This is a genomic window from Limosilactobacillus antri DSM 16041 (genome assembly GCF_000160835.1).
Taxonomy (GTDB): Bacteria; Bacillota; Bacilli; order Lactobacillales; family Lactobacillaceae; genus Limosilactobacillus; species Limosilactobacillus antri.
Window position 1 is genome coordinate 347,794 of the sequence record NZ_GG700732.1, and the last position, 21,750, is coordinate 369,543.

General features: G+C 50.6%; 19 protein-coding genes, 1 tRNA gene and 1 riboswitch. Of the genes, 13 read left to right on the forward strand and 7 right to left on the reverse strand.

The window, feature by feature from the left end:
- The first annotated feature begins 97 nt into the window (after positions 1-97).
- Together HMPREF0494_RS01655 and HMPREF0494_RS01660 are read left to right on the forward strand one after the other, a co-directional pair.
- On the forward strand, positions 98-871 hold the full coding sequence (locus HMPREF0494_RS01655) for a (S)-acetoin forming diacetyl reductase (RefSeq protein WP_007123176.1): 774 nt from the start codon (positions 98-100) through the stop codon (positions 869-871).
- An 80-nt stretch (positions 872-951) separates the two neighbouring features.
- Positions 952-1,539 (forward strand): MBL fold metallo-hydrolase, encoded by a 588-nt coding sequence (locus HMPREF0494_RS01660; protein ID WP_007123177.1) that lies wholly within the window; start codon positions 952-954, stop codon positions 1,537-1,539.
- A 227-nt stretch (positions 1,540-1,766) separates the two neighbouring features.
- Here the strand turns inward: HMPREF0494_RS01660 and HMPREF0494_RS01665 are convergent, their stop codons facing one another.
- Positions 1,767-2,300 (reverse strand): GNAT family N-acetyltransferase, encoded by a 534-nt coding sequence (locus HMPREF0494_RS01665; RefSeq protein ID WP_007123178.1) that lies wholly within the window; start codon positions 2,298-2,300, stop codon positions 1,767-1,769.
- Positions 2,301-2,457: 157 nt separating this feature from the next.
- Here HMPREF0494_RS01665 and HMPREF0494_RS01670 point away from each other — a divergent pair, with 157 nt between their 5' ends.
- The 3 genes from HMPREF0494_RS01670 to HMPREF0494_RS01680 all read left to right on the forward strand — a co-directional run bounded on the left by HMPREF0494_RS01670 (position 2,458) and on the right by HMPREF0494_RS01680 (position 6,799).
- Complete coding sequence (locus HMPREF0494_RS01670; RefSeq protein WP_007123179.1) at positions 2,458-5,379, forward strand: YfhO family protein; 2,922 nt, start codon at positions 2,458-2,460, stop codon at positions 5,377-5,379.
- A gap of 251 nt (positions 5,380-5,630) precedes the next feature.
- Positions 5,631-6,488, forward strand: coding sequence for a 5'-nucleotidase, lipoprotein e(P4) family (locus tag HMPREF0494_RS01675; protein WP_007123180.1), 858 nt, complete (start codon positions 5,631-5,633; stop codon positions 6,486-6,488).
- Positions 6,489-6,725: 237 nt separating this feature from the next.
- Positions 6,726-6,799, forward strand: a tRNA-Pro gene (locus HMPREF0494_RS01680).
- Between the two features lie 62 nt (positions 6,800-6,861).
- Here HMPREF0494_RS01680 and HMPREF0494_RS01685 read toward each other — a convergent pair.
- Together HMPREF0494_RS01685 and HMPREF0494_RS01690 are read right to left on the reverse strand one after the other, a co-directional pair.
- Complete coding sequence (locus HMPREF0494_RS01685; protein ID WP_007123181.1) at positions 6,862-7,260, reverse strand: ASCH domain-containing protein; 399 nt, start codon at positions 7,258-7,260, stop codon at positions 6,862-6,864.
- On the reverse strand, positions 7,261-7,503 hold the full coding sequence (locus HMPREF0494_RS01690) for a hypothetical protein (protein ID WP_007123182.1): 243 nt from the start codon (positions 7,501-7,503) through the stop codon (positions 7,261-7,263). It lies immediately after the preceding gene.
- A gap of 92 nt (positions 7,504-7,595) precedes the next feature.
- Between HMPREF0494_RS01690 and xerS the strand changes: the two genes are divergently transcribed.
- The 3 genes from xerS to HMPREF0494_RS01705 all read left to right on the forward strand — a co-directional run bounded on the left by xerS (position 7,596) and on the right by HMPREF0494_RS01705 (position 10,495).
- Positions 7,596-8,660 carry a tyrosine recombinase XerS gene (xerS, locus tag HMPREF0494_RS01695; RefSeq protein ID WP_040458652.1) on the forward strand — a complete coding sequence of 355 codons (1,065 nt, stop codon included), beginning with the start codon at positions 7,596-7,598 and terminating at the stop codon, positions 8,658-8,660.
- 315 nt (positions 8,661-8,975) lie between these two features.
- Complete coding sequence (locus tag HMPREF0494_RS01700) at positions 8,976-9,830, forward strand: patatin-like phospholipase family protein (RefSeq protein WP_007123184.1); 855 nt, start codon at positions 8,976-8,978, stop codon at positions 9,828-9,830.
- Between the two features lie 17 nt (positions 9,831-9,847).
- A complete protein-coding gene (locus tag HMPREF0494_RS01705; RefSeq protein ID WP_007123185.1) occupies positions 9,848-10,495 on the forward strand; it encodes a site-specific integrase in 648 nt (215 codons plus the stop codon).
- Positions 10,496-10,569: 74 nt separating this feature from the next.
- Here HMPREF0494_RS01705 and HMPREF0494_RS01710 read toward each other — a convergent pair whose 3' ends face one another.
- On the reverse strand, positions 10,570-11,256 hold the full coding sequence (locus tag HMPREF0494_RS01710) for a zinc ribbon domain-containing protein (protein WP_040458653.1): 687 nt from the start codon (positions 11,254-11,256) through the stop codon (positions 10,570-10,572).
- A gap of 223 nt (positions 11,257-11,479) precedes the next feature.
- Positions 11,480-11,585, forward strand: a riboswitch (TPP riboswitch).
- A gap of 55 nt (positions 11,586-11,640) precedes the next feature.
- Here HMPREF0494_RS01710 and thiM point away from each other — a divergent pair.
- From thiM to thiE, 3 genes are read left to right on the forward strand one after another with little or no spacing between them, the layout of a single operon-like run.
- Positions 11,641-12,405 (forward strand): hydroxyethylthiazole kinase, encoded by a 765-nt coding sequence (gene thiM, locus HMPREF0494_RS01715; RefSeq protein WP_007123187.1) that lies wholly within the window; start codon positions 11,641-11,643, stop codon positions 12,403-12,405.
- A gap of 14 nt (positions 12,406-12,419) precedes the next feature.
- The gene (gene thiD, locus HMPREF0494_RS01720; RefSeq protein ID WP_040458654.1) at positions 12,420-13,241 is read left to right on the forward strand and encodes a bifunctional hydroxymethylpyrimidine kinase/phosphomethylpyrimidine kinase; all 822 of its coding nucleotides are present in this window, start codon (positions 12,420-12,422) and stop codon (positions 13,239-13,241) included.
- Positions 13,231-13,884 carry a thiamine phosphate synthase gene (gene thiE, locus HMPREF0494_RS01725; RefSeq protein WP_007123189.1) on the forward strand — a complete coding sequence of 218 codons (654 nt, stop codon included), beginning with the start codon at positions 13,231-13,233 and terminating at the stop codon, positions 13,882-13,884. Before thiD ends, thiE begins: the two co-directional genes overlap by 11 nt.
- A 124-nt stretch (positions 13,885-14,008) precedes the next feature.
- Here the strand turns inward: thiE and HMPREF0494_RS01730 are convergent, their stop codons facing one another.
- The 3 genes from HMPREF0494_RS01730 to HMPREF0494_RS01740 all read right to left on the reverse strand — a co-directional run bounded on the left by HMPREF0494_RS01730 (position 14,009) and on the right by HMPREF0494_RS01740 (position 20,365).
- Positions 14,009-17,992, reverse strand: a complete 3,984-nt coding sequence (locus HMPREF0494_RS01730; RefSeq protein WP_007123190.1) for a mucin-binding protein — start codon at positions 17,990-17,992, stop codon at positions 14,009-14,011.
- 293 nt (positions 17,993-18,285) lie between these two features.
- The gene (locus HMPREF0494_RS01735) at positions 18,286-18,957 is read right to left on the reverse strand and encodes a hypothetical protein (protein ID WP_007123191.1); all 672 of its coding nucleotides are present in this window, start codon (positions 18,955-18,957) and stop codon (positions 18,286-18,288) included.
- Between the two features lie 157 nt (positions 18,958-19,114).
- Positions 19,115-20,365: a chloride channel protein gene (locus HMPREF0494_RS01740; protein ID WP_007123192.1), complete on the reverse strand. Its 1,251-nt coding sequence runs from the start codon at positions 20,363-20,365 to the stop codon at positions 19,115-19,117.
- 120 nt (positions 20,366-20,485) lie between these two features.
- Between HMPREF0494_RS01740 and HMPREF0494_RS01745 the strand changes: the two genes are divergently transcribed.
- Together HMPREF0494_RS01745 and HMPREF0494_RS01750 are read left to right on the forward strand one after the other, a co-directional pair.
- Positions 20,486-21,136 (forward strand): phosphatase PAP2 family protein, encoded by a 651-nt coding sequence (locus HMPREF0494_RS01745; RefSeq protein ID WP_007123193.1) that lies wholly within the window; start codon positions 20,486-20,488, stop codon positions 21,134-21,136.
- A gap of 72 nt (positions 21,137-21,208) precedes the next feature.
- A complete protein-coding gene (locus HMPREF0494_RS01750) occupies positions 21,209-21,523 on the forward strand; it encodes a hypothetical protein (RefSeq protein ID WP_007123194.1) in 315 nt (104 codons plus the stop codon).
- Positions 21,524-21,750 lie beyond the last annotated feature (227 nt).

The window sequence follows — 21,750 nt, forward strand, 5'->3', positions numbered from 1 at the left end:
TGGGAATCAAACATTTACACATTGACATTCATTCGCCGGAAAGGGTATAATTACCAAAGTTAGTGAAATAGTAAACATAATAGAAGGAGAATTGATTATGGCAAATAAAGTAGCGTTAGTTACCGGTGCTGGTCAGGGAATTGGTGAAGCGATCGCCAAGCGGCTGGCTAAGGGCGGCTTCTCAGTTGCGCTGGTTGCTCGGCACATGGACAAACTGCAGGAAGTTGCTGACGAGATCAAGAAGAACGGCGGGGAAGCCTTCCCAGTAGTCGCCGACGTTTCCAAGCGGGAAGAAGTTTTTGCTGCGGTGCAAAAAACCGCTGATAAGTACGGTGATTTTAACGTAATGGTTAATAACGCTGGGGTGGCCCCAACGACACCTATCGACACCGTTACGAAGGATGACCTGGACTATGTTTACACGATTAACGTCTACGGCACCATCTGGGGAATCCAGGCTGCCCACGATATGTTCAAGAAGCTGGGCCACCCAGGCAAGATCATCAACGCCACTTCCCAAGCTGGGGTAGTTGGTAACCCGAACCTGACCGTCTACTCCAGCTCTAAGTTTGCCATCCGGGGAATCACCCAGGTTGTGGCTCGTGAACTGGCAGAAGAAGGAACGACGGTAAACGCCTTTGCTCCAGGAATCGTCAAGACGCCAATGATGTACGACATCGCCCACAAGGTTGGTCAAAACGCTGGCAAGAGTGACGAATGGGGAATGCAGACCTTTGCTAAGGACATCGCCCTGAAGCGGCTCTCCGAACCAGAGGACGTTGCCAATGCCGTTGCCTTCCTGGCTGGTCCTGATTCTGACTATATCACCGGACAAACCCTTGAAGTCGACGGTGGGATGCAGTTCCACTAGAATTAATACCACAGCAGCCCAGCGGCACATGTCCAGCTGGGCTTTTTTACATAATTATTGATAAGGGGGGATTGCAGCAAATGACTGAAGTAATCCGCTTAAAATATGGCAATACGGCTTGCTACCTCTTTCAGGGAACAAAGAAGATCTTGCTAGATACGGACTGGGCAGGAACTCTCCCGCGTTTTTTTCATGAACTAGGTCAACGGCGGCTGACGGTACAAGCGATCGACTACCTGCTAGTCACGCACTACCATCCCGACCATATGGGCTTGGCAGCAGACCTCATGGCTTTAGGAATTCGCTTAGTCGTTCTGGACTGCCAACGAGCTTATCTTCACCACAGTGACTACGTCTTTGAAAAGGAGCATAATCAATTTTTCCGACCGATCAATGACCAGGCGATTAAGCTCGTAAAACTAGCAAACAGTAGGACCTTTTTGCACCACTGCGGAATTAACGGAACCATCCTGAGTACACCTGGCCATAGTGCGGATTCAATCTCCATTGTCTTAGATGATGGCGAAGCATTTGTCGGTGACTTGTACCCCCTAGACCAGGTAGCACTTTACCACAAGCCAATCCTAACCAGCAGTTGGCGTAAACTTAAAGTTGCCAACGTCCATCAGGTCCATTTTGCCCATTATGCTGATGAGGTCATTAGTTAATCCTTCGATCATGGCAAAACAAAGTAAAAGTCAGCAATCGTTTTAATTACAATTGCTGACTTTTTAGTTTGAATGTAAAAACAGGGTAGTCGTCAATTCAAAAGTCAACCTGTCATTAAAATTATAGTTTTAGTGCTACTGATTCAGGAAAGCCCCTGAAGACGTCGCTGTTTCGTGCTTTGCCATCCTCGCTGATTAGCCATAATTACGCACGTTAAATTAACTTATTACAACTTTTTTGCCAACAGGAAATCCGTCTGCGGATCCGTGCCCACCATAAACATATGCTGATCGACACGTTGAAAACCAAAGTGCTGGTAAAATCCTTGGGCGTTTAAATTATGTTCATAGACGCCAAGCCAGACTTGATCGCGATTTTGCTGCTGAGCAATTTCTAATGCGCGCCGCATCAAAACGCCGCCAATATGCAGCTTTTGGAATGGTTTCCGGACATAAATCCGCTGAATTTCCAGTGCGTTATCAAATTGCTGCTCAGTCTGCGCCGTTGCCCAGTTAACCTTTAAATACGCTGCTGGCTGGCCATCGACCTCGTAAAAGAAGGTCTGGGAATTGGTATCCGCTAATTCACGTTTCAACACTGGCGGATTATAATTTTTATCTAAGAAAGCGCTTAAATCAGCTGCTGATTGCTCACCGCCAAAGGTGTCCGTAAACGTTTCCCGCATAATAGCCTCTAACTGGGCCAGGTCTTGCTTATTAGTGGTGACTTCACGGAAGCGGCCTTGTACTTGCTCTGTCATGACCTCATCTCCTTGATTTGCTTTGATTTCTCATTCTAGTTCGTTCCCAATTCCCTGTCAATTTGGTTCGGGAACTCGTCCTGAAACAAATTCGCAACGGGCCGGACATAATGCTAAAATAAGGATATTTGATTAAGTTAGGATGGGAAGTTAAACAATGAATTTCACCTTTACCCGCCGGCCGTTAAAACAGCTATACTTCAAATATACGGTTGTTTTTGCGCTTTTGGCAGTCTGTATTTTTGGTACCTACCTGCTGACCGGCCATACCTTTATCCTCAGCAAGGATGCCCTCAACCAGCACCTGCCGCTAATGGCAAACTACCGGGCCGCCCTAATCCACTTTTTCCACCACCCGGGGCAGTTTCAGTATTGGTCCTGGAAGATGGGCTTGGGTACTGATACCTTTCAAGTTTATTCCTACTATACAATTGGGGACGTCTTCGCCTACCTGGCCCTCCTCTTTCCAGCCGCCAAAATGACTCTCGCCTACCAGGTCATCACGGTGATCCGCCTGTACTGCGTCGGCTTGGCCTTCGTATACTTTGCCCAGCACTTCCGCTTCCGTGATAACGTTATTTTAGCAGGGGCGGTGACGTACATGGTCAATGCCTTCCTCCTGTACGCCTGCATTGCTCAGCCCTTCTTCACGACCCCCTTCATCCTCTTCCCGCTAATGGTGGTGCAGTTGGAACGGGTACTAAAGGGTGGCAGTGCCTGGCCACTGGTCGGCGCCTTTACCTGGATGCTGATCAGCAATTATTACTTCGCCTTTGTCCTGGGAATCGGCGCCGCCCTCTACCTGATCCTGCGCGTGCTCACACATTACCGGACAAAACTGAACTATTGGCAGACGCTTGCCAAGCTCCTTTTCGCAGCAGCTAGCAGCATCTTAGTTTCCGCAGTCATGCTGGTCCCGGAGCTGATTGCGGTCATGAATTCCACCCGGACCGGCTCTGAATTTGCCAATGGGCTCAAAACCTACCCGCTCTACTACTACCTGTTTCTGCCCAAGCAGCTGATTAACGGGGGCCAGTGGTCCTTTATGTATTGGACTGCCTTGGGGATCGTCTCCATCGGCTTTCTGGCACTGGTTTACCTTTACAGCCGGCCCAAGCAGTACCCGCTGCTGACGATTAGTCTGGCCTTAGCCCTAGTGATGCTGCTCATCCCCGCCGTCGGGGCCTTCTTTAACGGGATGATGTCGGCCTCCAACCGTTGGACCCTCTTAATCTACTTACCGCTGGCAATGGCGGTCTGCATCCTGGTCGAACACGCGGCCCAACTGAGCCATCACGACCTCTGGATCCTCAGCTGGGCCACCGGCATCTACCTGCTGGTCTTAATCGCCACCTTCTTTTTTGAGAATAACGACGATATCTTCATGCCGGTGCTCTTCCTCATCACTTCATTACTGGTCCTGTGGATGATTAACCTGCACCGCCCCCAGACCCCCGACCGCTGGCTGCTCGCCTTGGTTATCCTTAACGCGGGTTTTAACGCGGTTTACTCCGCTTTCCCCTACAAGGGAAACTTTACCGCGGATATGCTGAGCCGGGGTGAGTACCAGGCAATCACCGCCAACCGTTACGGTGGACTCGACCAGGGATTGACGGGAAAGCCATTCTACCGGGTTTCGACCGTCAGTCAGAACCAGATTATCAATAGCAACGGGAGTGCTGATGACCTGGGGCCCAACCTCGACAATGACCTTACCTCCGGGCTCAATAACATCGACTCCTACTACTCACTGCAAAATAAGTACCTGGGGCAGTTTAACACCAGCCTGCAGAACAACCAGTACCAGGCAAACATCCCAATCCGCCAGGCCGACGACCGGAGCGTGATGAACAACTTCTTCGGTGTTAAGTACCTCTTTGTACAGAGCGACGGAAAGAACGCAACCAAGATCCCCGCCGGCTACTTTATGGATAAGGCCACCGCCCCGGTCATCAACTACGATCATGGTCAGCCGAGCCCCCAGACCATTCAAAAGGGTAAGGAACCCTTCGTGCCGACCCAGACAATCCGCTACCGGAGCGAGCAAGCCTTCCCACTGCTCTATTGGCAGGGTGACTACATCAGTGCCAAGCGCTACCGGACCTTGTCACCGACCGCCAAGGAACGGGCCCTCGCGGCAGGGGTACTAGTCGACGGTTCGACTAAGGGGATGCAGCCGGCTAACCTCCACAACCAGGTTTACCCGCTCAAGAGCGTCCTGGTCTCTAACCGGCTCAACCGGGTTAACCCGCACCACCTCAAATACACCGACAGCGACGAAAGCTACCAGCTGCAATTCCCTGAACTAGAGAATAAGAAGTTTGCCAAACGGCTCAAACAAACGGAACTGCACATTGAGTTCTCCAAGATTAAGTACACACCCTTTAGTATGAAAGAACAGATCAAATACGATCAGGAACACCTCCGGCAAATGGCCTTAAATCCCGGCAGCGTTATTAACCAGCGCTTCACCAAGTACCAATACTGGCGCTACCACGTCCTCAATGGCGCACCGGACATCAGCTTTAAGTTGAACTACACGAGTAAGTTTGGGACCGCCAGCGTGGTCCAGGCGAAGCAGAACGTCCTCTCCCTGTTTAAGAAGGTTACTAACTCGACCTTAAACATCGGCTATTACCAGGGCGGGCTGCCCCAAACGCTGACCTTCCAACCATCCAAGCTGGGGACCTACCAGCTTGACTACCAGGTGGTAGCCGAAAAACTCGACAGTCATTACGACCAGCAGGTCCGGACCATCCAACAGCACGCCCTGACCAACCTGCAGTTCAAGCGCAACCAGGTCAGCGGGACAATTACCACGCCGCGAGCCGGGGTTTTGACTTCTTCAATCCCCTACTCAACCGGTTGGACGGTAAAAGTTGACGGGCAGCAGGCAAAAACGGTCCGCACCAACCAAGCCTTCCTCGGCGTCTGGCTCCCCCAGGGCCACCACCGGATCAGCTTTAACTATCAAACCTCCGGACTGGCTGCCGGTGCGAAAATTAGCTTGGCCGGTCTGGTCTGGCTTGCGTTAGCCGCTGGCATTACCATTATCTGGCGTTATCGATCCCACAAGTAAGCAAAATACGTCCCCAACCGGCTAACAAGCTGGTGCGGGGCGTTTTTCGCTGTAATCATGGCTGATTTCTCACGGCGACGACTGCACCGCGGAGCAGGGATAAATTAACTGGCTGGCCACATAGCTGTATACCGTTTGCGCCTCGGAATCAATTTTCTGCCCCGCTACAAATCCAGTGTTCCCTTTCCTGTAAGCGATTGCTATAATCTAAAATGTGTAGAATTATCGTTTTATTGAGAGGGTGTAACTATATGAACAAGTTGAAAAAAATGACGATGGAGGCCGGGGCAGCAACGTTAATGATGCTCAGCGTCTTCAGCTTTGGTGGAGCAACCACCGTTACCGCTGCGAAATCCGATATTGGCAATCAGAATACGATGGCGGTTGCCTGGTACCAGACATCGGCAGAATGTAAAGCACTCTATTTACAGGGGTATAACGTTGCCCGGCAAAACCTCGACCAGAGTTTGGCCCAGCCGAGTGCCCAACCCCGAGCAATTATTTTAGACATTGACGAAACAGTGCTTGATAATTCGCCGTACCAGGCATACAACGCTCTGCATGATGAACAGTTTCCTAACCACTGGAACGCCTGGGTCAACGCCGCCGAAGCAAAGCCGGTTCCTGGTGCCAAGGATTTTCTGAACTACGCTAACCAGAACGGTGTCCAAATTTACTACGTCAGTGACCGGGCCGCCAACCAGCTAAAGGCAACCAAGAAAAATTTAGCTGACCAGGGGCTGCCCCAGGCAACTGACGACCACATTATGCTCAAGGGCAAGAACGACAAGACCAAGGAAAGCCGGCGGCAGGCCATTGAGCAAAATAACAACGTCATTATGTTCTTTGGGGATAGCCTTACCGACTTTAACGATCCCCAAAGTGCCTCCGTTAAGGGCCGCTATAACGACGTAATGAAGAACGCCAACCAATTCGGCAGCAAGTACATCATTTTGCCATGCCCAATGTACGGTGGCTGGGAAGGCGCCCTCTACGGGAATGATTACAGCATCAGTGATGCCAAAAAGAGTCAGGCGCGCAAGTCCCACTTAACCTACTTTAACCCTAAGAACAACAAGGTTGAAAATAAGACCGTTACGGAACCATAGGTTGATTGCAAGTTATGGATATTTCTACACGCTAAAGTAACTAATTGATAAGGGGAAGCGCTCAAATTTGTACGCTTCCCCTTATCAATTTCTATTGTATAATTTTAGTTTACATAATTTCGACATGGTAAATTATCTCGTCAGTAAGCTAATTTTTTAGAAAATCACCAAAAGTGCTTTACGAACGCTAACGAGATTGGTAAAATAATAAATGTTCGTTAACGGACAAGTAACTTTCGGGAAATAGCTCAGCTTGGTAGAGCACCTGGTTTGGGACCAGGGGGTCGCAGGTTCGAATCCTGTTTTCCCGACTACTCAAAAGGGAGCTTGATGAAAGTCATTAATGGCTTTCGTCAAGCTCCCTTTTCTCTACCTACGATTGAATTAACGGCCGGTAAACCTTATCGAACCACTGCTCAGCCCGCTCCTCGTCGACCTGCCCCTGACGCTCCCAGTCTACTGGACGGATCAGGGCGTCGTCAACGTTAAACAAGCGTTGGCGGCCCTTCACCGGCACCGGCTCGATGTGGTAGGACCGCCCAGTCGGAAATGGTGAAAAGCGCCAACCGTAGCTGCCATCCGGGAAATGGTAGATTCCCTCCAAATTCATTACGCAGAGGGCGTAACCGGCAAGAAAGCCTGCTTGACGTTTGGCACTAGCGCAGATCAGGAGCGGCCCCCGGTAATTGGTCTGCCAAGTTCGGTATTCAACCAGCTTGTCGCCCCAAGCCACTGCCGCCGCGTTTTGGGGATGTAAAGAGAGGGCCTTCATCTACTCCTGCTCCTTGTGACTGCGCTTGACCAGCTGCATAATCAGGTAGTCGCGGGCATCCTGTTCGTTCATCCGGACACCATTAATGGTAAGCGGCCCCTCTGCCAACTGCTCACTATCTACTTTGTTAGTTAAAACTTTATCCGTCAGTTCCGGAGTCTGCTGGTAGTAACGGTCTAATAGTTCTGCGGTCGATAACTGCCGCAAGACTTCCGCGAAGGCGCGATCTTTTTCAATACTCATAATTTCTCCTCCTTTTGGTATCAGTTCTATTGTACACTTTTTCGCTAATTTCGTTTTATAATAAGACTATGACTTTCTTGAGGAGTGGAATAATGGAAGCAGATAAATACCTAACCCTGATTCAATCCGAACTGGCAAAGCTGCCGGACTACGTCAACGAATACTACCTTGGTACCAACCACGCCGTCACAACGACCTACCAGTACCTAACCGAAATTCGGCGCTTCTTTGACTGGCTCCGGTTAAGCGGCTTGACGGACGCCCCGGACAACGACAGTATTTCTACCAAGACTTTGGAAAAGCTCCGGCGGAACGATATCATGCTCTACATCGACCACCTCAAGCATACCCAGAATGCCCAGGGGCGGCTAAATTCGCCGACCTCCATTAACCGGTCGATCAACGCCCTGCGCTCCTTATTCAAGTACCTGACGGTTACCGCCGACATCAACGATGGGGAACCCTATTTCTACCGCAACGTCATGCTGAAAATTGATTCATTGAATGATACCCAGACCCTAAACTACCGGGCCCACACCTTGTCCTCACACATGTACCGGGGACAAATGAAGTTTGACTTCATCAACTTCATCCAAAATGAGTACCCGCACAAGTGTGATAAGCGCGCCCTCCCCGCCTTTAAAGTCAACCGGGAACGGGACATCGCGATCATCGCCTTAATTTTGGGAACGGGAGTGCGGGTTTCCGAGGCGGCCAACGTTAACCTCGGCGACCTCAACATCAACCAGGGATTGCTCGACGTCGTGCGGAAGGGTGGCCAGCGCGACTCGGTGCCGATTGCTCCCTGGTCAATCCAATACTTACGGGATTACCTGGCAATCCGGGCCCAGCGTTACCACGCACTAAAGAAAGATACCGCTTGTTTCTTGACGGTCTACCATGGCGAAACCCGGCGGATGACCGCTAATGCCATCGAGCGGATGGTCAAGAAATACTCCACTGCCTTTGGCCACCCCCTCACCCCGCATAAGCTCCGCCACACCCTTGCGTCGGAAATGTACGAAGTCACCAAGGACCAGGTTTTGGTTGCCCAGCAGCTCGGTCAGAAGGGAACGTCGGCAACCGACCTTTATACACACGTTGGCGTGACCCAGCAGCGGGAAGCATTAGACGAAATCAGCAAGGAAAAGAAATAGTTGACTGTTGGCATCACAGCATTTTCTGTGGTGCTTTTTATTTTGCCCTCAGGCACTCTTAGCGATGACTTACCTATCAACAACAATTTCAGAACGTCTGAGAGCTAATTAGCCAAATTTGATTGATTTACGCTGCTTTTGACGTTTAGTAAGACTCTTTTGATAAAAGAGTCTTACTTTAGCGGGCGACAAATACCGTTATCATAGGCTTTTAAATGGGTAACATTTTGTGTAAGACTGTTGTATAATTTTATTGAAAAACAGGCTTACGTTAAATGACCGCTTTTAACGTCAAAAAAGGAGACTTAGAGAAGAATGTTATACAATGCAGCACTTGTTCTTGAAGGTGGCGCCTTTCGCGGGCAATACACGGCCGGGATTGCCGACACCTTCCTCGCCCACCACATCGAATTTCGCAGCGTCATCGGGGTATCTGCCGGGTCGCTCAACGGAGTTAACTTCGTTGCTAAGCAGTATGGTCGCGCAGCCAGCATCAATATTAACTACCGGCATGACCGGAAGTACATTTCCATGGCCCGGGTATTCAAGAAAAAGATTATCAACCTGGACTACCTCTTTGAGGACCACGGCTACTCCTGGCGGAATTTCGATGAGCAGGCCTACAGACGTTCAGCAGCGCACTTTACCGCCGTTGCCACGTCCCTGAATACCGGAAAAGCGGTCCTCTTTACCGACCCCACCGGTGAAGAACTCAATCAGGCGCTCAAGGCCTCCTCGTCAATGCCCTTTTTGTCCGATCCCCAGGAAACCAGTCAGGGTCTCTGCCTAGACGGCGGCATTGCCGATTCGATTCCCTACGACATTGCTCAGCAGCAGGGTTTCGACAAGATTGTGGTTGTCCGCACCCGAGATGCTAAGTACCGCAAGAAACCATCCAGCCGGGCGGTCAAGGAACTTTACCACCGTTTTTACAAGGACTATCCGCAGTTTGCTGAAGCCGGGATTAACCGGCCCCTGGTTTATAACCGGCAAATCACCGAACTGAACCGGCTGGCTAACGATGGGAAAATTTTTGACATCGTGCCGAAGAAGCCGATCAAAATCAAACGGGTTGAGGGAAACGTCAGGAAGATTCGCAAGCTCTACGAACGGGGGAAGAAGGAGTGCGAAGAGTATCTTCCCCAAATGGTTGCCTACCTTGAAAAGTAATCAAAGGATATGAGATTATGTCAACTAAAAAACGGGAATATATTCCAAAAAACAAAACCAATGGCCAAGTTAAGGGCCGTCGAAAAATCTGGGTAGAAAACGTCAAATTTTTGACCCTCGCTGAATACGACCAGCTCCGGGCCACTATTAAGGCAGCATCCCGACCAGAGCTAGTCAACCGCAATCTCTTGATGATTGCGATTGCCCTTAACAATGGACTACGCGCCTCTGATGTCGTCACCCTCCGCGTTGGCCACGTTCTCAACAAGACCAAGACCCGGGTGATTGAGCAGAAAACCGGTAAGGCTAAGACCCTTTTTTGGAATAACTGCCTGGCCGAAATCATCAACTATCTCAACGACCTCGACTACCATGACGAAAACGACTACCTCTTCCCCGGCAACCAGGATGGTCACTTCTCCGTCCATGGCTTCTATGAGATGCTGCAGCGGATGGCACGCAAAACCGACAATCCACAGCTGGCCGCTAAACTGGGCACCCACTCCTTCCGCAAAACCTTTGGCCGTCAGCTTTACAAGAAGGGGGTCAACGTCGAAATTATTTCCCAGCTCTTCAACCACTCTTCCGAACGCAACACCCGGCACTACCTCGGGATTGAGCAGGAAGACTTGGATAAAGTAGTGCAGAATTTTAAATTCGAGTAATTCGCGTATCCGTAATTATGTAAACTAAAATGGGGCAGTGAGCTAACTTAGCAAGTTCACTGCCCCATTTGGGGTTACTCTTCAAGCTTAATCCCAATCTGGCGAACTTTGTCAGCGTCCCCATGCTGGTTAAGGTAGTTGGCAATCGCGGTCTTAGGAATCCGCTTGAGCGGCGTCACACCGGCACTAGCATCACCGCTAATCCGGTAAATATTGACCGTCCCGTCACTATCAAGGGTGTAAACCAGTGGTGTGGGTCCGGTTTGACTAGCAGCAGCAACCTTATAGGCGGTCCCCTGCCCCTCATCACTGAGTTTGCCAAGCGTCGGGTCCCCGGCGGCCTTCCCAATCCCAACAACGAAGTCCGTACCCGACAAACTGCTCCAACCGGCTAAGCCAGTAGTACGAGCATATTCAATCACGCTGGCCGCATCCAGTTTCGGTGACTCACCCGGAGAAAGCTTGGCGGTGGCACTCGTGTTAGCGCTTGGAGTTGCGCTACTATCCGTATCCGAATTGCCGGTACTCTGTGACGAAGAAGACGTTGCAATTGCTGGGTTGCTACTATCCTGATGGTGCTTTATAAAGGCAAACGTCAAGCCGCACACTGCAATCACTGCAATAACAATTGCCATAGCTTTCTTCTTGCCGCTCTTTTTAGCTGCGGGTGCCGGTTTATAATTCTTAAACTGGTAGCCGCACTTGGCACAAATGCGGCTACCGGGCCGCCGTTTGGCTCCACAATTTGGACAAAATTTCACTGGCCCCACCACCAATCGATAATCATTAGTTCCTGCATTTCAAAACCTCCCTTTGCATAATCATTGCTAATTATAGTAATAACTTCCCCTGAAATGGCTGACTTTCAGTTATCTAACAAAAGTTTCAGCTTAATGTGCTCTGCCCCAGGGTTATCGCGCTATCGAAAATTATATTAACTAGCCTTGCTGAAGTTTTCATTGTACAATGGACATAATTAAATCAATCATACATTAGGGGTGTCCGTTTGCCGGACTGAGATACGACCACAGTCGTGGACTCTAGAACCTGTCAAGTTGATACTTGCGAAGGAAAATGTGCGTAAATGCCAGTTGTGGCCGGGTTCAGTGTATCCTGGCCACTTTTTTTATTTAGGAGGAACTTTAATGGAGAATCATCTAATTGCAGCCGTTCGCCAACACCACCCGATTACGTTCACCGTCGCTAACACCGTCACCAGCGGGAAAGTCGCTGACGCCCTCAGCGCGATTGGGGCCTCCCCAATTATGTCAGCAGCACCAGAAGAGGCAGCTGACCTGGTAGCAGCAGCCCACGCGGTTACCCTGAACCTCGGTACACCGACGGCCGAGCTTTGCAAAGAGCTTACTGCCGTAGCAAGGGCGGCTAACCGTCTCCATAAGCCCCTGGTCCTTGACCCAGTTGCCTGCGGAGCCACCGCCTTTCGTCAGCAAATCAACCACGACCTGCTGACCAATCACCGGTTCACAGTGATCCGGGGAAACGCGGGCGAAATTGCCAGCCTGGCGGGAGTTGACTGGAACGGTCACGGCATTGATGCGGGCTCCGGTGATGGCGACCTAGTTACCCTTGCCCAACGGTGTGCTAACCGTTACCAGACCACGGTCGTCCTTTCCGGGCCAGTCGACGTGATTACTAACGGTCAGGCAACGCGGCACAACGACCGGGGAACCGAGTGGCTCGCCACCAACGTCGGTTCTGGCGATATCCTGTCCAGCATCATTGCCGCCCTCCTCGGCCAGGGAGCAGATCCCGTGACCGCCGGCTGGCTCGGTTGCCGGCTCGTAACAACTGCTGGAAAGAACGCCACCAAGGGCACCCACGGGCTTGGCAGCTGGCAAGAACACTTCCTTGATGAACTGACGATGATTACCGACGAAGATTTAGCATAGAAAGGATGAGCAAGATGACTAACGATTTCCCCCAAGCACTGACCATTGCAGGAACTGACAGCGGTGGCGGGGCCGGGATCGCCGCTGACTTTAAGACCATGCAGGAGCGGGGCGTCTTCGCAACGATGGTGGTGGTGGCGGTGACCGCCCAAAACACCCTGGGAGTCCAGGACGCCCTGCCAATGCCGCCCCAGCTGATTGACGAGCAGTGTGCCTCCCTAGCGGCCGACCTAAAAATTAGGGCTTGTAAGACCGGGATGCTGGCCGATCCAACCAGGGTCATGGCGGTGGTCAAGAACCTGCAAAAGTATGACTTTGGCCCCGTTACAGTCGATCCCGTAATGATTGCCAAGGGCGGCGCCAAGCTGCTTAGCGATGACGCCATCGCTACCGTTCGCGACCAGCTGCTCCCCCTCGCCAGTCTAGTCACCCCCAACCTGCCCGAGGCTGAAGAACTAACGGGGATGAAAATTCAAACGGAAGCCGACATGATCACGGCGGGCAAACTCCTCCAGGGAATGGGGGCCAAGAACGTCCTCGTCAAGGGGGGGCACTTTGCTAGCGCGGATGAAGCCAACGACTTTGTCCTGCTTGAAAACGGCCATAACTTTTGGCTGACCGCCAAGCGGATCCCAACCCATAATACTCACGGCACTGGCGACACCATCTCCGCTTGCATTACGGCGGAGCTTGCCAAGGGAAAGTCAATGGAAAAGGCGATTCGAATCGGAAAAGCCTATGTGGAGGCCACAATCAAAGATGGGATCAACGTCGGCCATGGACACGGTCCCCTCAACCACTGGGCCCAGATCGGCGGTGACCAGGATGAAATTTGACCCAACCATGCTCCGCGCCTACCTGGTCGGTGGTAGCCAGGATACCCACCACGACCCAGCAGAACTATTGACCAAGACCGAAGAAGCGCTCCAGGCCGGGATAACAGCCTTCCAGTACCGGGAAAAGGGCTCTTCTAACCTTTCGGCCGATCAGCGATTAAAACTGGCTCAGCAACTCCGGGAACTAACCCGGCACTACCAGGTCCCTTTCTTCATCGATGACGATGAGGAGCTGGCGTTAGCGGTCGGCGCTGACGGGGTTCACGTCGGCCAAAAGGATCAGCGGATTGAGCAGGTCATCCAGCGGGCCCAAGGGAAATTGATGATTGGTTACTCCTGCAATCGGCCAGCGCAAATTGAAAAAGCCAACCAGCTGGCAGCCGTCGATTATGTCGGTGCTGGCCCGGTCTTCCCCACCCAGTCAAAGGCGGACGCGGATCCGGCGCTAGGCCTAAAGCAGCTTGCACTGCTCAACCGCCTCAGTGAGCAGCCGGTCGTTGCTATCGGCGGCATTACTGCCGACAACATTGCGGCAACCCTTGCAACTGGCGTTGCGGGTGCCGCGGTGATTTCAATGGTTTTCCAGAGTGACGACATTTCTCAGACTGTCCACCAGATGTTGACGGCTGGTTCTCAATCGTAACTGTCATTATGTCAACTAAGCCCAGAGGAAAAGGGCCGGTTCCGTTTATGGAACCGGCCCTTTAGCTTCCTGCCCACTCACGTAATTGGGGGGGGAGAAGAGTGAGCAGTGAATTTAGGCTAAATTAGTTATCTTCCTTTTTCTTGAGGCCGAACATGCCGAGGGTAATCCCCATCAGGCCCAATCCAACTAAGGCACTGGAATTTTCGTCCCCAGTTTGTGGCAACTGCTGGTCATTAGCCTGGTATTGACCAGCAGTGTTAACGTTCGCCTGGCTACCGTCGTTTTCCAGACGCGTCCCATTGTAGTAACCGTCGTTAGACTGGCCGTTACCACCTCGATTATTACGCGTTGGAATCTTTTCAATTTCAACTTTGACGACCACCGGCTGACCATCGCCATTAAAGGTAATTTCAGTTGGGATAGTCTGACCCGGCACGAGTTCGTAACCCGCTGGAATTTGCGGCGTGAACGGAATCGTCTGGTCAGTAACCCCCTGGATCGGTATTTCGGCAATCGGGTTACCGTTCGGGCCAACGTAGATAATCTTTCCGCTCTGGGGGTTGGCCGTGTAATTCACTTCTACCAGGCGGTTCGGCGTGCCCGCGGTAACGTTGTTATCACCCTTGACCTTGACGGAGCCGTCAGGATTGACGACCAGGTCAGCGTCGGCAGGCTCATCGTCAGTTTGAGCAGCGAAGGACCGCAGTTCACTAGCAACATAGCTCCGGCGGGAGTGGGCCGTATAGCCCTGAATGGTCGGCACAACCACGTCAGCGAAGGACTGGGCCTGCGGGGTGTCCGCGTCAGCACTAGCTTCCGCCGCGGCCGGCTTCCAGTCACTGTAAGTAACATCCCCGGTAACCTCATCAATGTCCGCCTGGCGAACGTAATCGGCTTCTTGATCCTTCGTCGTCACCTCTCCGGTCCGCGGATCAGTAATCCGTACTGTGAAGTGGACGTTCTTGGTCAGCTCTTCTAGTTGCGGATAATCTCTGTCCTTGTCACCCGGTAGCGGTCCAGTTGGCTGATCATCCCCAGGGTTGACGATGTCGTGCTTGTGCTGGACGGTAACAATGGTGTCCGGAGTGTGGTCACCAGTAAAGGTGATTTCACTCGGCGCCGGCTTTTCGCCTGTCACGACCTCCCAACCAGCTGGAACGGTGGAGTTTATCTTGACAGTCTGGTCGGTCTTCCCGTTGACGGTATCCGTCTTGATGGTGTTACCATCCTTGTCCCGGTAAATGATGTTAGTCCGCTGGTCGTTTGCTGTATAAGTGATCGTGACGGTGGTGTCGTTGGTCTGGTCGGTAACCGTTTGACCGGCAACCGTGCTTTCGCTTGGTGTGTAGCCCGCAACGGCAGGAACGGCAAATTCATCCCATTCTCCAGTCGTCCAATTACCATAAGTGACCTGTCCAGTCACCTCGTCGACCGTTGCCTGCCGGGTCAGGTGGACAGTTTGCGTTGTGGTTGTCTTGCCGGTATGAGGATCAAGCACCTCAATGGTCCGGGTGATGGTCTTGTTCAAACTGTCAGAATCGACGCCAGTTGGGTAGCCCTGGCTAGGGTTATCCGGTAATTTGTCCTGGGGCGTCTTCGGTTGGTCAGGGTTAACAACGACTTTGCCATGCTTGATGTGAACATAGACCGTGGCAATCCCCTGATCAGTAACCGTCATCTTCTTCGGCAGGTTCTGTCCATCTTCTTTGACCCAGCCAGCCGGGACGCTGTCAGTATCAATGTCGATAGTTTGGTCCGTGTGACCTGCCAAGGCCGTTGCCGATTGCTCGTGACCCTGGTCGTCGATGTAGGAAATCTTGCCGGTATAATTATTTGGCGTGTAGGTGATCGTGATGGTAGAGTCACTATCACCCGGCTTAACGGTCAACGAATCAACATTTGATTGGCTCGGCGTATAACCGGGAACGACCGGAATATCAACTTTACTGAAGGTATGGTTACCATTTTCAGACCACGGTTGATACTTAACCTCGCCGGTAACAGCATCTACGGTTGCGTCCCGAGTAAAGGTAACAGTTTGCTTAATAGTTGATGTACCCTTATATGGGTCCGTAACTTTGACTGTCCGGGTAACGGTACTGTTTAAGTCGTTTTGTTTTACGCCACTAGGAAAATGCTTATCCTTAGTCCCCGGAATAAGCGCTCCCGGCTGCTTTGGTTGGTCATGGTCAACATGAACAGTGACATGTTCGATATTTACGATAGTATCAGGTGTCTTATCGCCCGTAAAAGTAACTTTGCTGGGGATTGTCTGCCCAGGAATTAGCTTCCAACCATCGGGAACAGAGGAATCCGTATTAACCGTCTCATCGGTTTTACCGTTGACCATATCTTTTTTAATAATATTGCCATTTTTGTCTTCATAAACAATGTTAGTCGTTTGATTATCGGCGGCATAGTTAACCACAATATTAGCGTTTGGGTTATCTGCAGTCACACTTTGACCAGCTAAAATATTATTCTTAACCTGGTCATCTGCCCGCTTCCCATTAACAATAACCGAATCAACGTGATAACCCGGAATGGTCGTTAACGTGAAATCTTCAAAACGATGTTCGCCACCCCAACCATTAGCGCTTTTGGTGAATTGATACGACTGATCAACCGGGGTAGTGGTAGTTTTCCCATTTGGCATATTAACTGTTACATGCTGACTACCGTTAACATGCAACTCAACATCATGGTAGGCAACTTTAGCATTGGAGTTCTTTTTTACGGGTGGCACTGGGTCATCGTAAGTTGGAATCACTGTTTGCACGATTGCCCACATACTTCCATTATTCCACTCATCTGGTGTCAGCTTATTCAAACTGGCTGCAACATCAGGGCTTATCTGAGTATAAAACCGCAGAGTTACATGGTTTCCAGAAACGTTAAAAAGTCCTGAACCATACGTCCGTTTTCCATGCGGGTCATCGGTCACTGATTGATCCCAGTCACCGTCATTAAAATGGTTAGAGTATTCATTATTACCATCAACAGCTACAGACGAACCCAACAATTGTTCAGCTTTACCATCAGAAAGCAACTCAACACTTTCAATGTTGACACCCTTTTGGCTTCCTTTATCATTCCCATGATTATTTAGCGATGCGGGAACAATATATGAATCTTTTGAGTTTAACGTAATTAATTGTCCATTCTCATCATAAAAACGATAAGTAACATCAATTGACGTTCCGGCAAACTCTAACCCCTTAGTCAAATTATCATAAATAACGACACAATGTTTGCCGAAATGGCTATCAGTCAGGCCATCACGTTCTAGATTGGAAAACGAGACTACAACTTTACTAATCTTTCTCCCTTCGTAGTATGAATTTTGAAGATTGGTAAATGTAAATTCTCCCAGTTCCCCTTCAACCGCTGTACTATTACCATCCTTAAACACAATTTCATGATAATTTCCCTGACTTGGAAACGTCGGGTGCTTGTAATTAATGTCATTTCCGGTTTCAATCATCAAACGATTATCCGTCACGGTTCCGTTTACCACAACGTTAGGCTCATCACCAAAAATTAAATTCTGTTGAATGTCGTTTCCTGTTAAAGCCCCATCTTTTACAGGATAGCCTTTGTCTTTAAGAGCCTGTTTATATGCTTCCAAGGCTTTATTGTACTCATCCTGACTTTGTGTATTGGCCTTTTGCTGCTCGTCAAAAGCTTTCTTTACTTGTTCGTTTTGACCCTGATAGTCTAAGGCGGCTTGATTCTCGGCATCATTGGCATTAGTACCATTAATCACCTTAGTCCCTGACTTTGTAACATTCACACCTGCTTCTTGGGCTTGCTTAATAGTGTCAGATAGGTGTTGTTTTGCGCTTTCATCCGTACTCTGTGCAGTTTCTGGATTTGCTTTCTCCCCGGTATTTGCCGTGGTGGTCGTTCCCTGGGCGGCCACCTGGCTGGCACTGGTCATCGCTGGCGTGACGGTATCGGCATGGACGGTTGTCATGTTTATCCCCATAAATGACAAGCCGAGCAATACTGACGATACGCCAACCGTTAGCTTTCGAATACCAAAGTGCGGCACCTGCTCCATTCCCTGTTGGAGCTTGTACCACTGATTATTTCTAGAAACCATTCCTAATCTTCCCTTCAAAAATTGTGAAACGTCAATAATTATATGGATTGACCATTTCCTAGTCAAATCAGTCAAATGCGTCTAATTTCAGGGAACGTTTTGGACTTATCAGGTGAATGGATTTACTCTCACCCAGATATTTTGACAATCGTGTTTATTTTATATTTTTCGTTATAAGTTAACCGAACAAATATGGAAATTTTTTTTGTCCTTATCAAATCATTAGTAAAAAGCAAAAAACGGCTATTCTCCCCGTCATTACGGGAAAAACAGCCGTTTCATTCAATCAATCTTTACTTTTTCAGTGGAAATGCTAGTTTAGTCACAATCCGGGCTGCAGTCGTTACATTTGGCCACCGGCTTTGCTCACCCGTAACGATAATTGTCACATTGAGCAATACGCACAATTCCGCAACCGACATCGTCGCCAAATAATCTGCAACTACCGCGCCATCCGGGCCCGCGCCTGACCAGCGGTAAAAATACCTGTCAAGGTCATCACGGAACTGTTCGATTGACTCCATTAGCCTGATTCGTTCCGTCGCGGTCCGGCCTTGCTTGCGAAAATACTTACGGTTAAAGAGCGCCCGCACCTCTGGAAAAGATTTGATTATGTCCATTTCCAAAGCGTGGTAAAGGCGCAGGAGGAGCACAACAACCTCTTCTCGCTCCCGACTGTCCGTAATTTGTTGCAAATCCGGACTAGTCGCTAGGCTACTGGTTGTTTCCAAAATGCTTAATAGCAACCGCTTCTCTGCCAGGAGCGGGTTAATGTTCAACGAATTACGCAGTTCCTGATCAGCGACAACTTCAATCGTACACAGAACCTGTCCGTTAAAGACGTAGTTGATTGTCTGTTCATGCATTTTGATTTGCAGGCGATTGACCTGGCCAGCGAGAACGTGGCGTCTATTCCACGTGTTAAAGAACTCCGCCAACCGAGCCAGCAGTTCTCTATATTCCATAATGGAACCCCCGTTAATGTGACACCCGTGTCTCTTCTTTATATTATACCTTGTTGCTGCTTACTTAGACAAAAAAGAGACTCGGGCTCGCACCCGCGTCTCTTCCGGTAGGCAATCACTCTACCACTATTAATGGTAGCAATAATTCCGCCTTTTCTCAATAGGTAAATCGTTTTTGGAGGGCCTTACTTGTGCTGATAGCCAACGCCACCCCTAGGGCCAGCGGCAGCAGTGCGGTATAGTCCAAGTGGCAAACTTCGAATAACATGAACATTGCCATCAAGGGCGCCTGCTGGGACGCCGCTAAAAAGCAGGCAGCACCGAGAACCGCCGTCTGAGCCAGGGTAATACCGGGAACCAGAGCGGTATAAACGACCCCGGCAAAGACCCCAATCACCGCCCCGGCAGCAATGGAAGGCGTTAGGATTCCACCATAACCCCCGCACTTAATGGTCCCGAGGGTAATCACGACCTTCGCAACCAGCCCAAAGAGTAGGAGCAGTAACGCCTGACGGCTGGTATTCGCGCTCATCGCCAGCTGGGCCAGCCCCCGGCCATTTCCCATCACCTGGGGATAGAAGCTGGCAACGCCCCCGGCTAGCACCGCTAACAGGGGGAGCTGGACCAGGACGTTTTTCGTGACTGCCCGGTGCTTGCTTGCCAGCTTGACGCCCGCCTTAAAGAACGTTCCGGCGGCCCCATTGAGGATTCCTAGGATTATTACCAGGGGAAGGAGTTGGAGGCCATAGTGCTGGCTCCCCACCAGGTAGTATGGTTCATAGCCCTTAACAATCGACCCAATCAAGGTCGCAATCACTGACATGGTCAGACTGACCGCCACCACCCGGGTGTTAACCTTCTTGTAGAGCAGTTCGATGCAAAAGACCGCTCCAGTAATCGGGGCGATATAGACCCCGGCGAACCCCGCACCCGCCGCGGCAGCAATCAGCATCTTTTGGTCTTCGCGGTTTAAGTAAAGCCAGGGGTAGCGGTGAGTAGCCCGGGTCCACTTCTGCGCAATGGCCGCCCCGGCTTCCCGTGGCGCCAGTTCGCGTCCAATCGAATTTCCCGTTCCCACGAAGAAAATCTGGGTGCAGACGTGGACGAACGTTTTCCCTAACGGCATCGTCTTGCCTTCCAAAGCCTTCGCAATGCTAACTGGGTGGTACTTGCGCTGGAGAAAGTACCAAATAACAGCCGCGATAATCCCCCCAACCAAGACCGACAAGAACCGCCGCCCAGGCCCCGCGCTGATGTCGACCGGCACCAGGTTACTTTCCCGAAAGTGGAGGAAAACGTGCTCGGTCAAATCCAGCAGCACGCTTAGGAGAAGCGAGCTGGTACCGACAATAGTTCCTAAGATGATTGTCGTCACCGCCAGCCCCCAACCACTGCTTTTCTCTTCCATCCCTCTAATTACCACCTTTCTATCAATCGCTTATCATTTTATCATGCTTCGGCAAAATCCCAAGCCTTTTCGCCGGGCTACGGGAGAAATCTGGTAGAATAAGGACGAAGGAGAATTACAATGACAAATAGTAAACGACTACTAATCGGCGGCAGTGTCTGCTGGCTAGGCTTCTTGATTTTCATGCTTGCCTACTTGCACGGCCGTGCTTGGCTCAAAAGCTACGATACATTCGGCTATCAACTCACCCAACCTGCCACCCCCGCCAAAACAGCATTCCTACGAGGGCTGACCACGCTAGGTGAACCAGCCGTCCTCGGTGGCGCTACGATTGCCCTAATGCTTTATTTATGGTGGCGCCAGCGGATTGGTGATAGCATGTGGTACGGGGCGGTCAATTTTATTGGCGGCTTGCTACTCTTCGCGGTTAAACATGCGGTCCTCCGCCCCCGGCCGTCCCACCAGCTGGTCAGCATTGGCGGTTACAGTTTCCCCAGCGGCCACACCTTTGGCATGACTGTCTTTGTCCTGACGGTGGTGGCCCTGCTCTGGCCACACCTCCAGCACCGTTGGGAGCGCTGGCTATTAGCTTTACTAGCCGCCATAATCATTCTGGCAATCATGGATAGCCGGGTCTACTTGCGGGTCCACTATGCTAGCGACGTCACCGCAGGCCTGCTCTTGGCAGCCAGCTGGTTCATGCTCGCCACAGCACTACGACCGCACTTACGCAAATGGCTAAGTGAACCAATCGCAACCTACCCGGATTAGGTTTGCTGAACAGCAGTGAAACGGGTAGAATGATGTTTAGGCTAATTATAATAATGGAATGGGGTGAAATTGATGGAAAATTTCTTTCTGATTGCACTAACCGCGATTTTCCTAATTGAAAGCGTTGTCGAGGTCCGCTTGTTTATGCAGGTTCGGGACATCTTTTATCGGTCCGGCCGGGCCCAACCGACGAAACGGGTAGCACGAATTATCAAGATTGAGAACCAATGGAGTTGGATCTCGTGGATTTTCCTGCTCCTCCTCTTCGTCCTGCCTGACGTGTATACGTTCCTCGTTATTTGTGTGATCACCCTGATTGAAACCTGGGTCGTCTACGAATTGCAAAATGCCCGGAACTATGCCGATAGTATTAACAAAAACGAATGAGACAAAGCGGAATTTGGTCCGTTCTCTCAATAACTTTAAAAAAGTGAGTGGAAAATAACCTCCTTGACAAGGCGTATGACTAGCCTAGGACGATAGTTGACACGGCACGGGTCGGCTATCGTTCGTAGCTAGACACTAGCCTTGTGGTTACGACACGAAGTTAGCCTGTAGGTTTTCCACGTTATCTTTATAATAGTTAAGAACTAGCAAGAGGCTGGTGAGAAAAC

Coding starts and splice junctions, on each gene's coding strand:
- thiE (WP_007123189.1), top strand. CDS start 13,231: ATGAAATTTGACCCAACCATGCTCCGCGCCTACCTGGTCGGTGGTAGC.
- HMPREF0494_RS01735 (WP_007123191.1), bottom strand. CDS start 18,957: ATGGAATATAGAGAACTGCTGGCTCGGTTGGCGGAGTTCTTTAACACG.
- HMPREF0494_RS01675 (WP_007123180.1), top strand. CDS start 5,631: ATGAACAAGTTGAAAAAAATGACGATGGAGGCCGGGGCAGCAACGTTA.
- HMPREF0494_RS01655 (WP_007123176.1), top strand. CDS start 98: ATGGCAAATAAAGTAGCGTTAGTTACCGGTGCTGGTCAGGGAATTGGT.
- HMPREF0494_RS01730 (WP_007123190.1), bottom strand. CDS start 17,992: ATGGTTTCTAGAAATAATCAGTGGTACAAGCTCCAACAGGGAATGGAG.
- HMPREF0494_RS01670 (WP_007123179.1), top strand. CDS start 2,458: ATGAATTTCACCTTTACCCGCCGGCCGTTAAAACAGCTATACTTCAAA.
- thiM (WP_007123187.1), top strand. CDS start 11,641: ATGGAGAATCATCTAATTGCAGCCGTTCGCCAACACCACCCGATTACG.
- HMPREF0494_RS01685 (WP_007123181.1), bottom strand. CDS start 7,260: ATGAAGGCCCTCTCTTTACATCCCCAAAACGCGGCGGCAGTGGCTTGG.
- xerS (WP_040458652.1), top strand. CDS start 7,596: ATGGAAGCAGATAAATACCTAACCCTGATTCAATCCGAACTGGCAAAG.
- HMPREF0494_RS01700 (WP_007123184.1), top strand. CDS start 8,976: ATGTTATACAATGCAGCACTTGTTCTTGAAGGTGGCGCCTTTCGCGGG.
- HMPREF0494_RS01705 (WP_007123185.1), top strand. CDS start 9,848: ATGTCAACTAAAAAACGGGAATATATTCCAAAAAACAAAACCAATGGC.
- HMPREF0494_RS01665 (WP_007123178.1), bottom strand. CDS start 2,300: ATGACAGAGCAAGTACAAGGCCGCTTCCGTGAAGTCACCACTAATAAG.
- HMPREF0494_RS01750 (WP_007123194.1), top strand. CDS start 21,209: ATGGAAAATTTCTTTCTGATTGCACTAACCGCGATTTTCCTAATTGAA.
- HMPREF0494_RS01745 (WP_007123193.1), top strand. CDS start 20,486: ATGACAAATAGTAAACGACTACTAATCGGCGGCAGTGTCTGCTGGCTA.
- HMPREF0494_RS01740 (WP_007123192.1), bottom strand. CDS start 20,365: ATGGAAGAGAAAAGCAGTGGTTGGGGGCTGGCGGTGACGACAATCATC.
- thiD (WP_040458654.1), top strand. CDS start 12,420: ATGACTAACGATTTCCCCCAAGCACTGACCATTGCAGGAACTGACAGC.
- HMPREF0494_RS01690 (WP_007123182.1), bottom strand. CDS start 7,503: ATGAGTATTGAAAAAGATCGCGCCTTCGCGGAAGTCTTGCGGCAGTTA.
- HMPREF0494_RS01660 (WP_007123177.1), top strand. CDS start 952: ATGACTGAAGTAATCCGCTTAAAATATGGCAATACGGCTTGCTACCTC.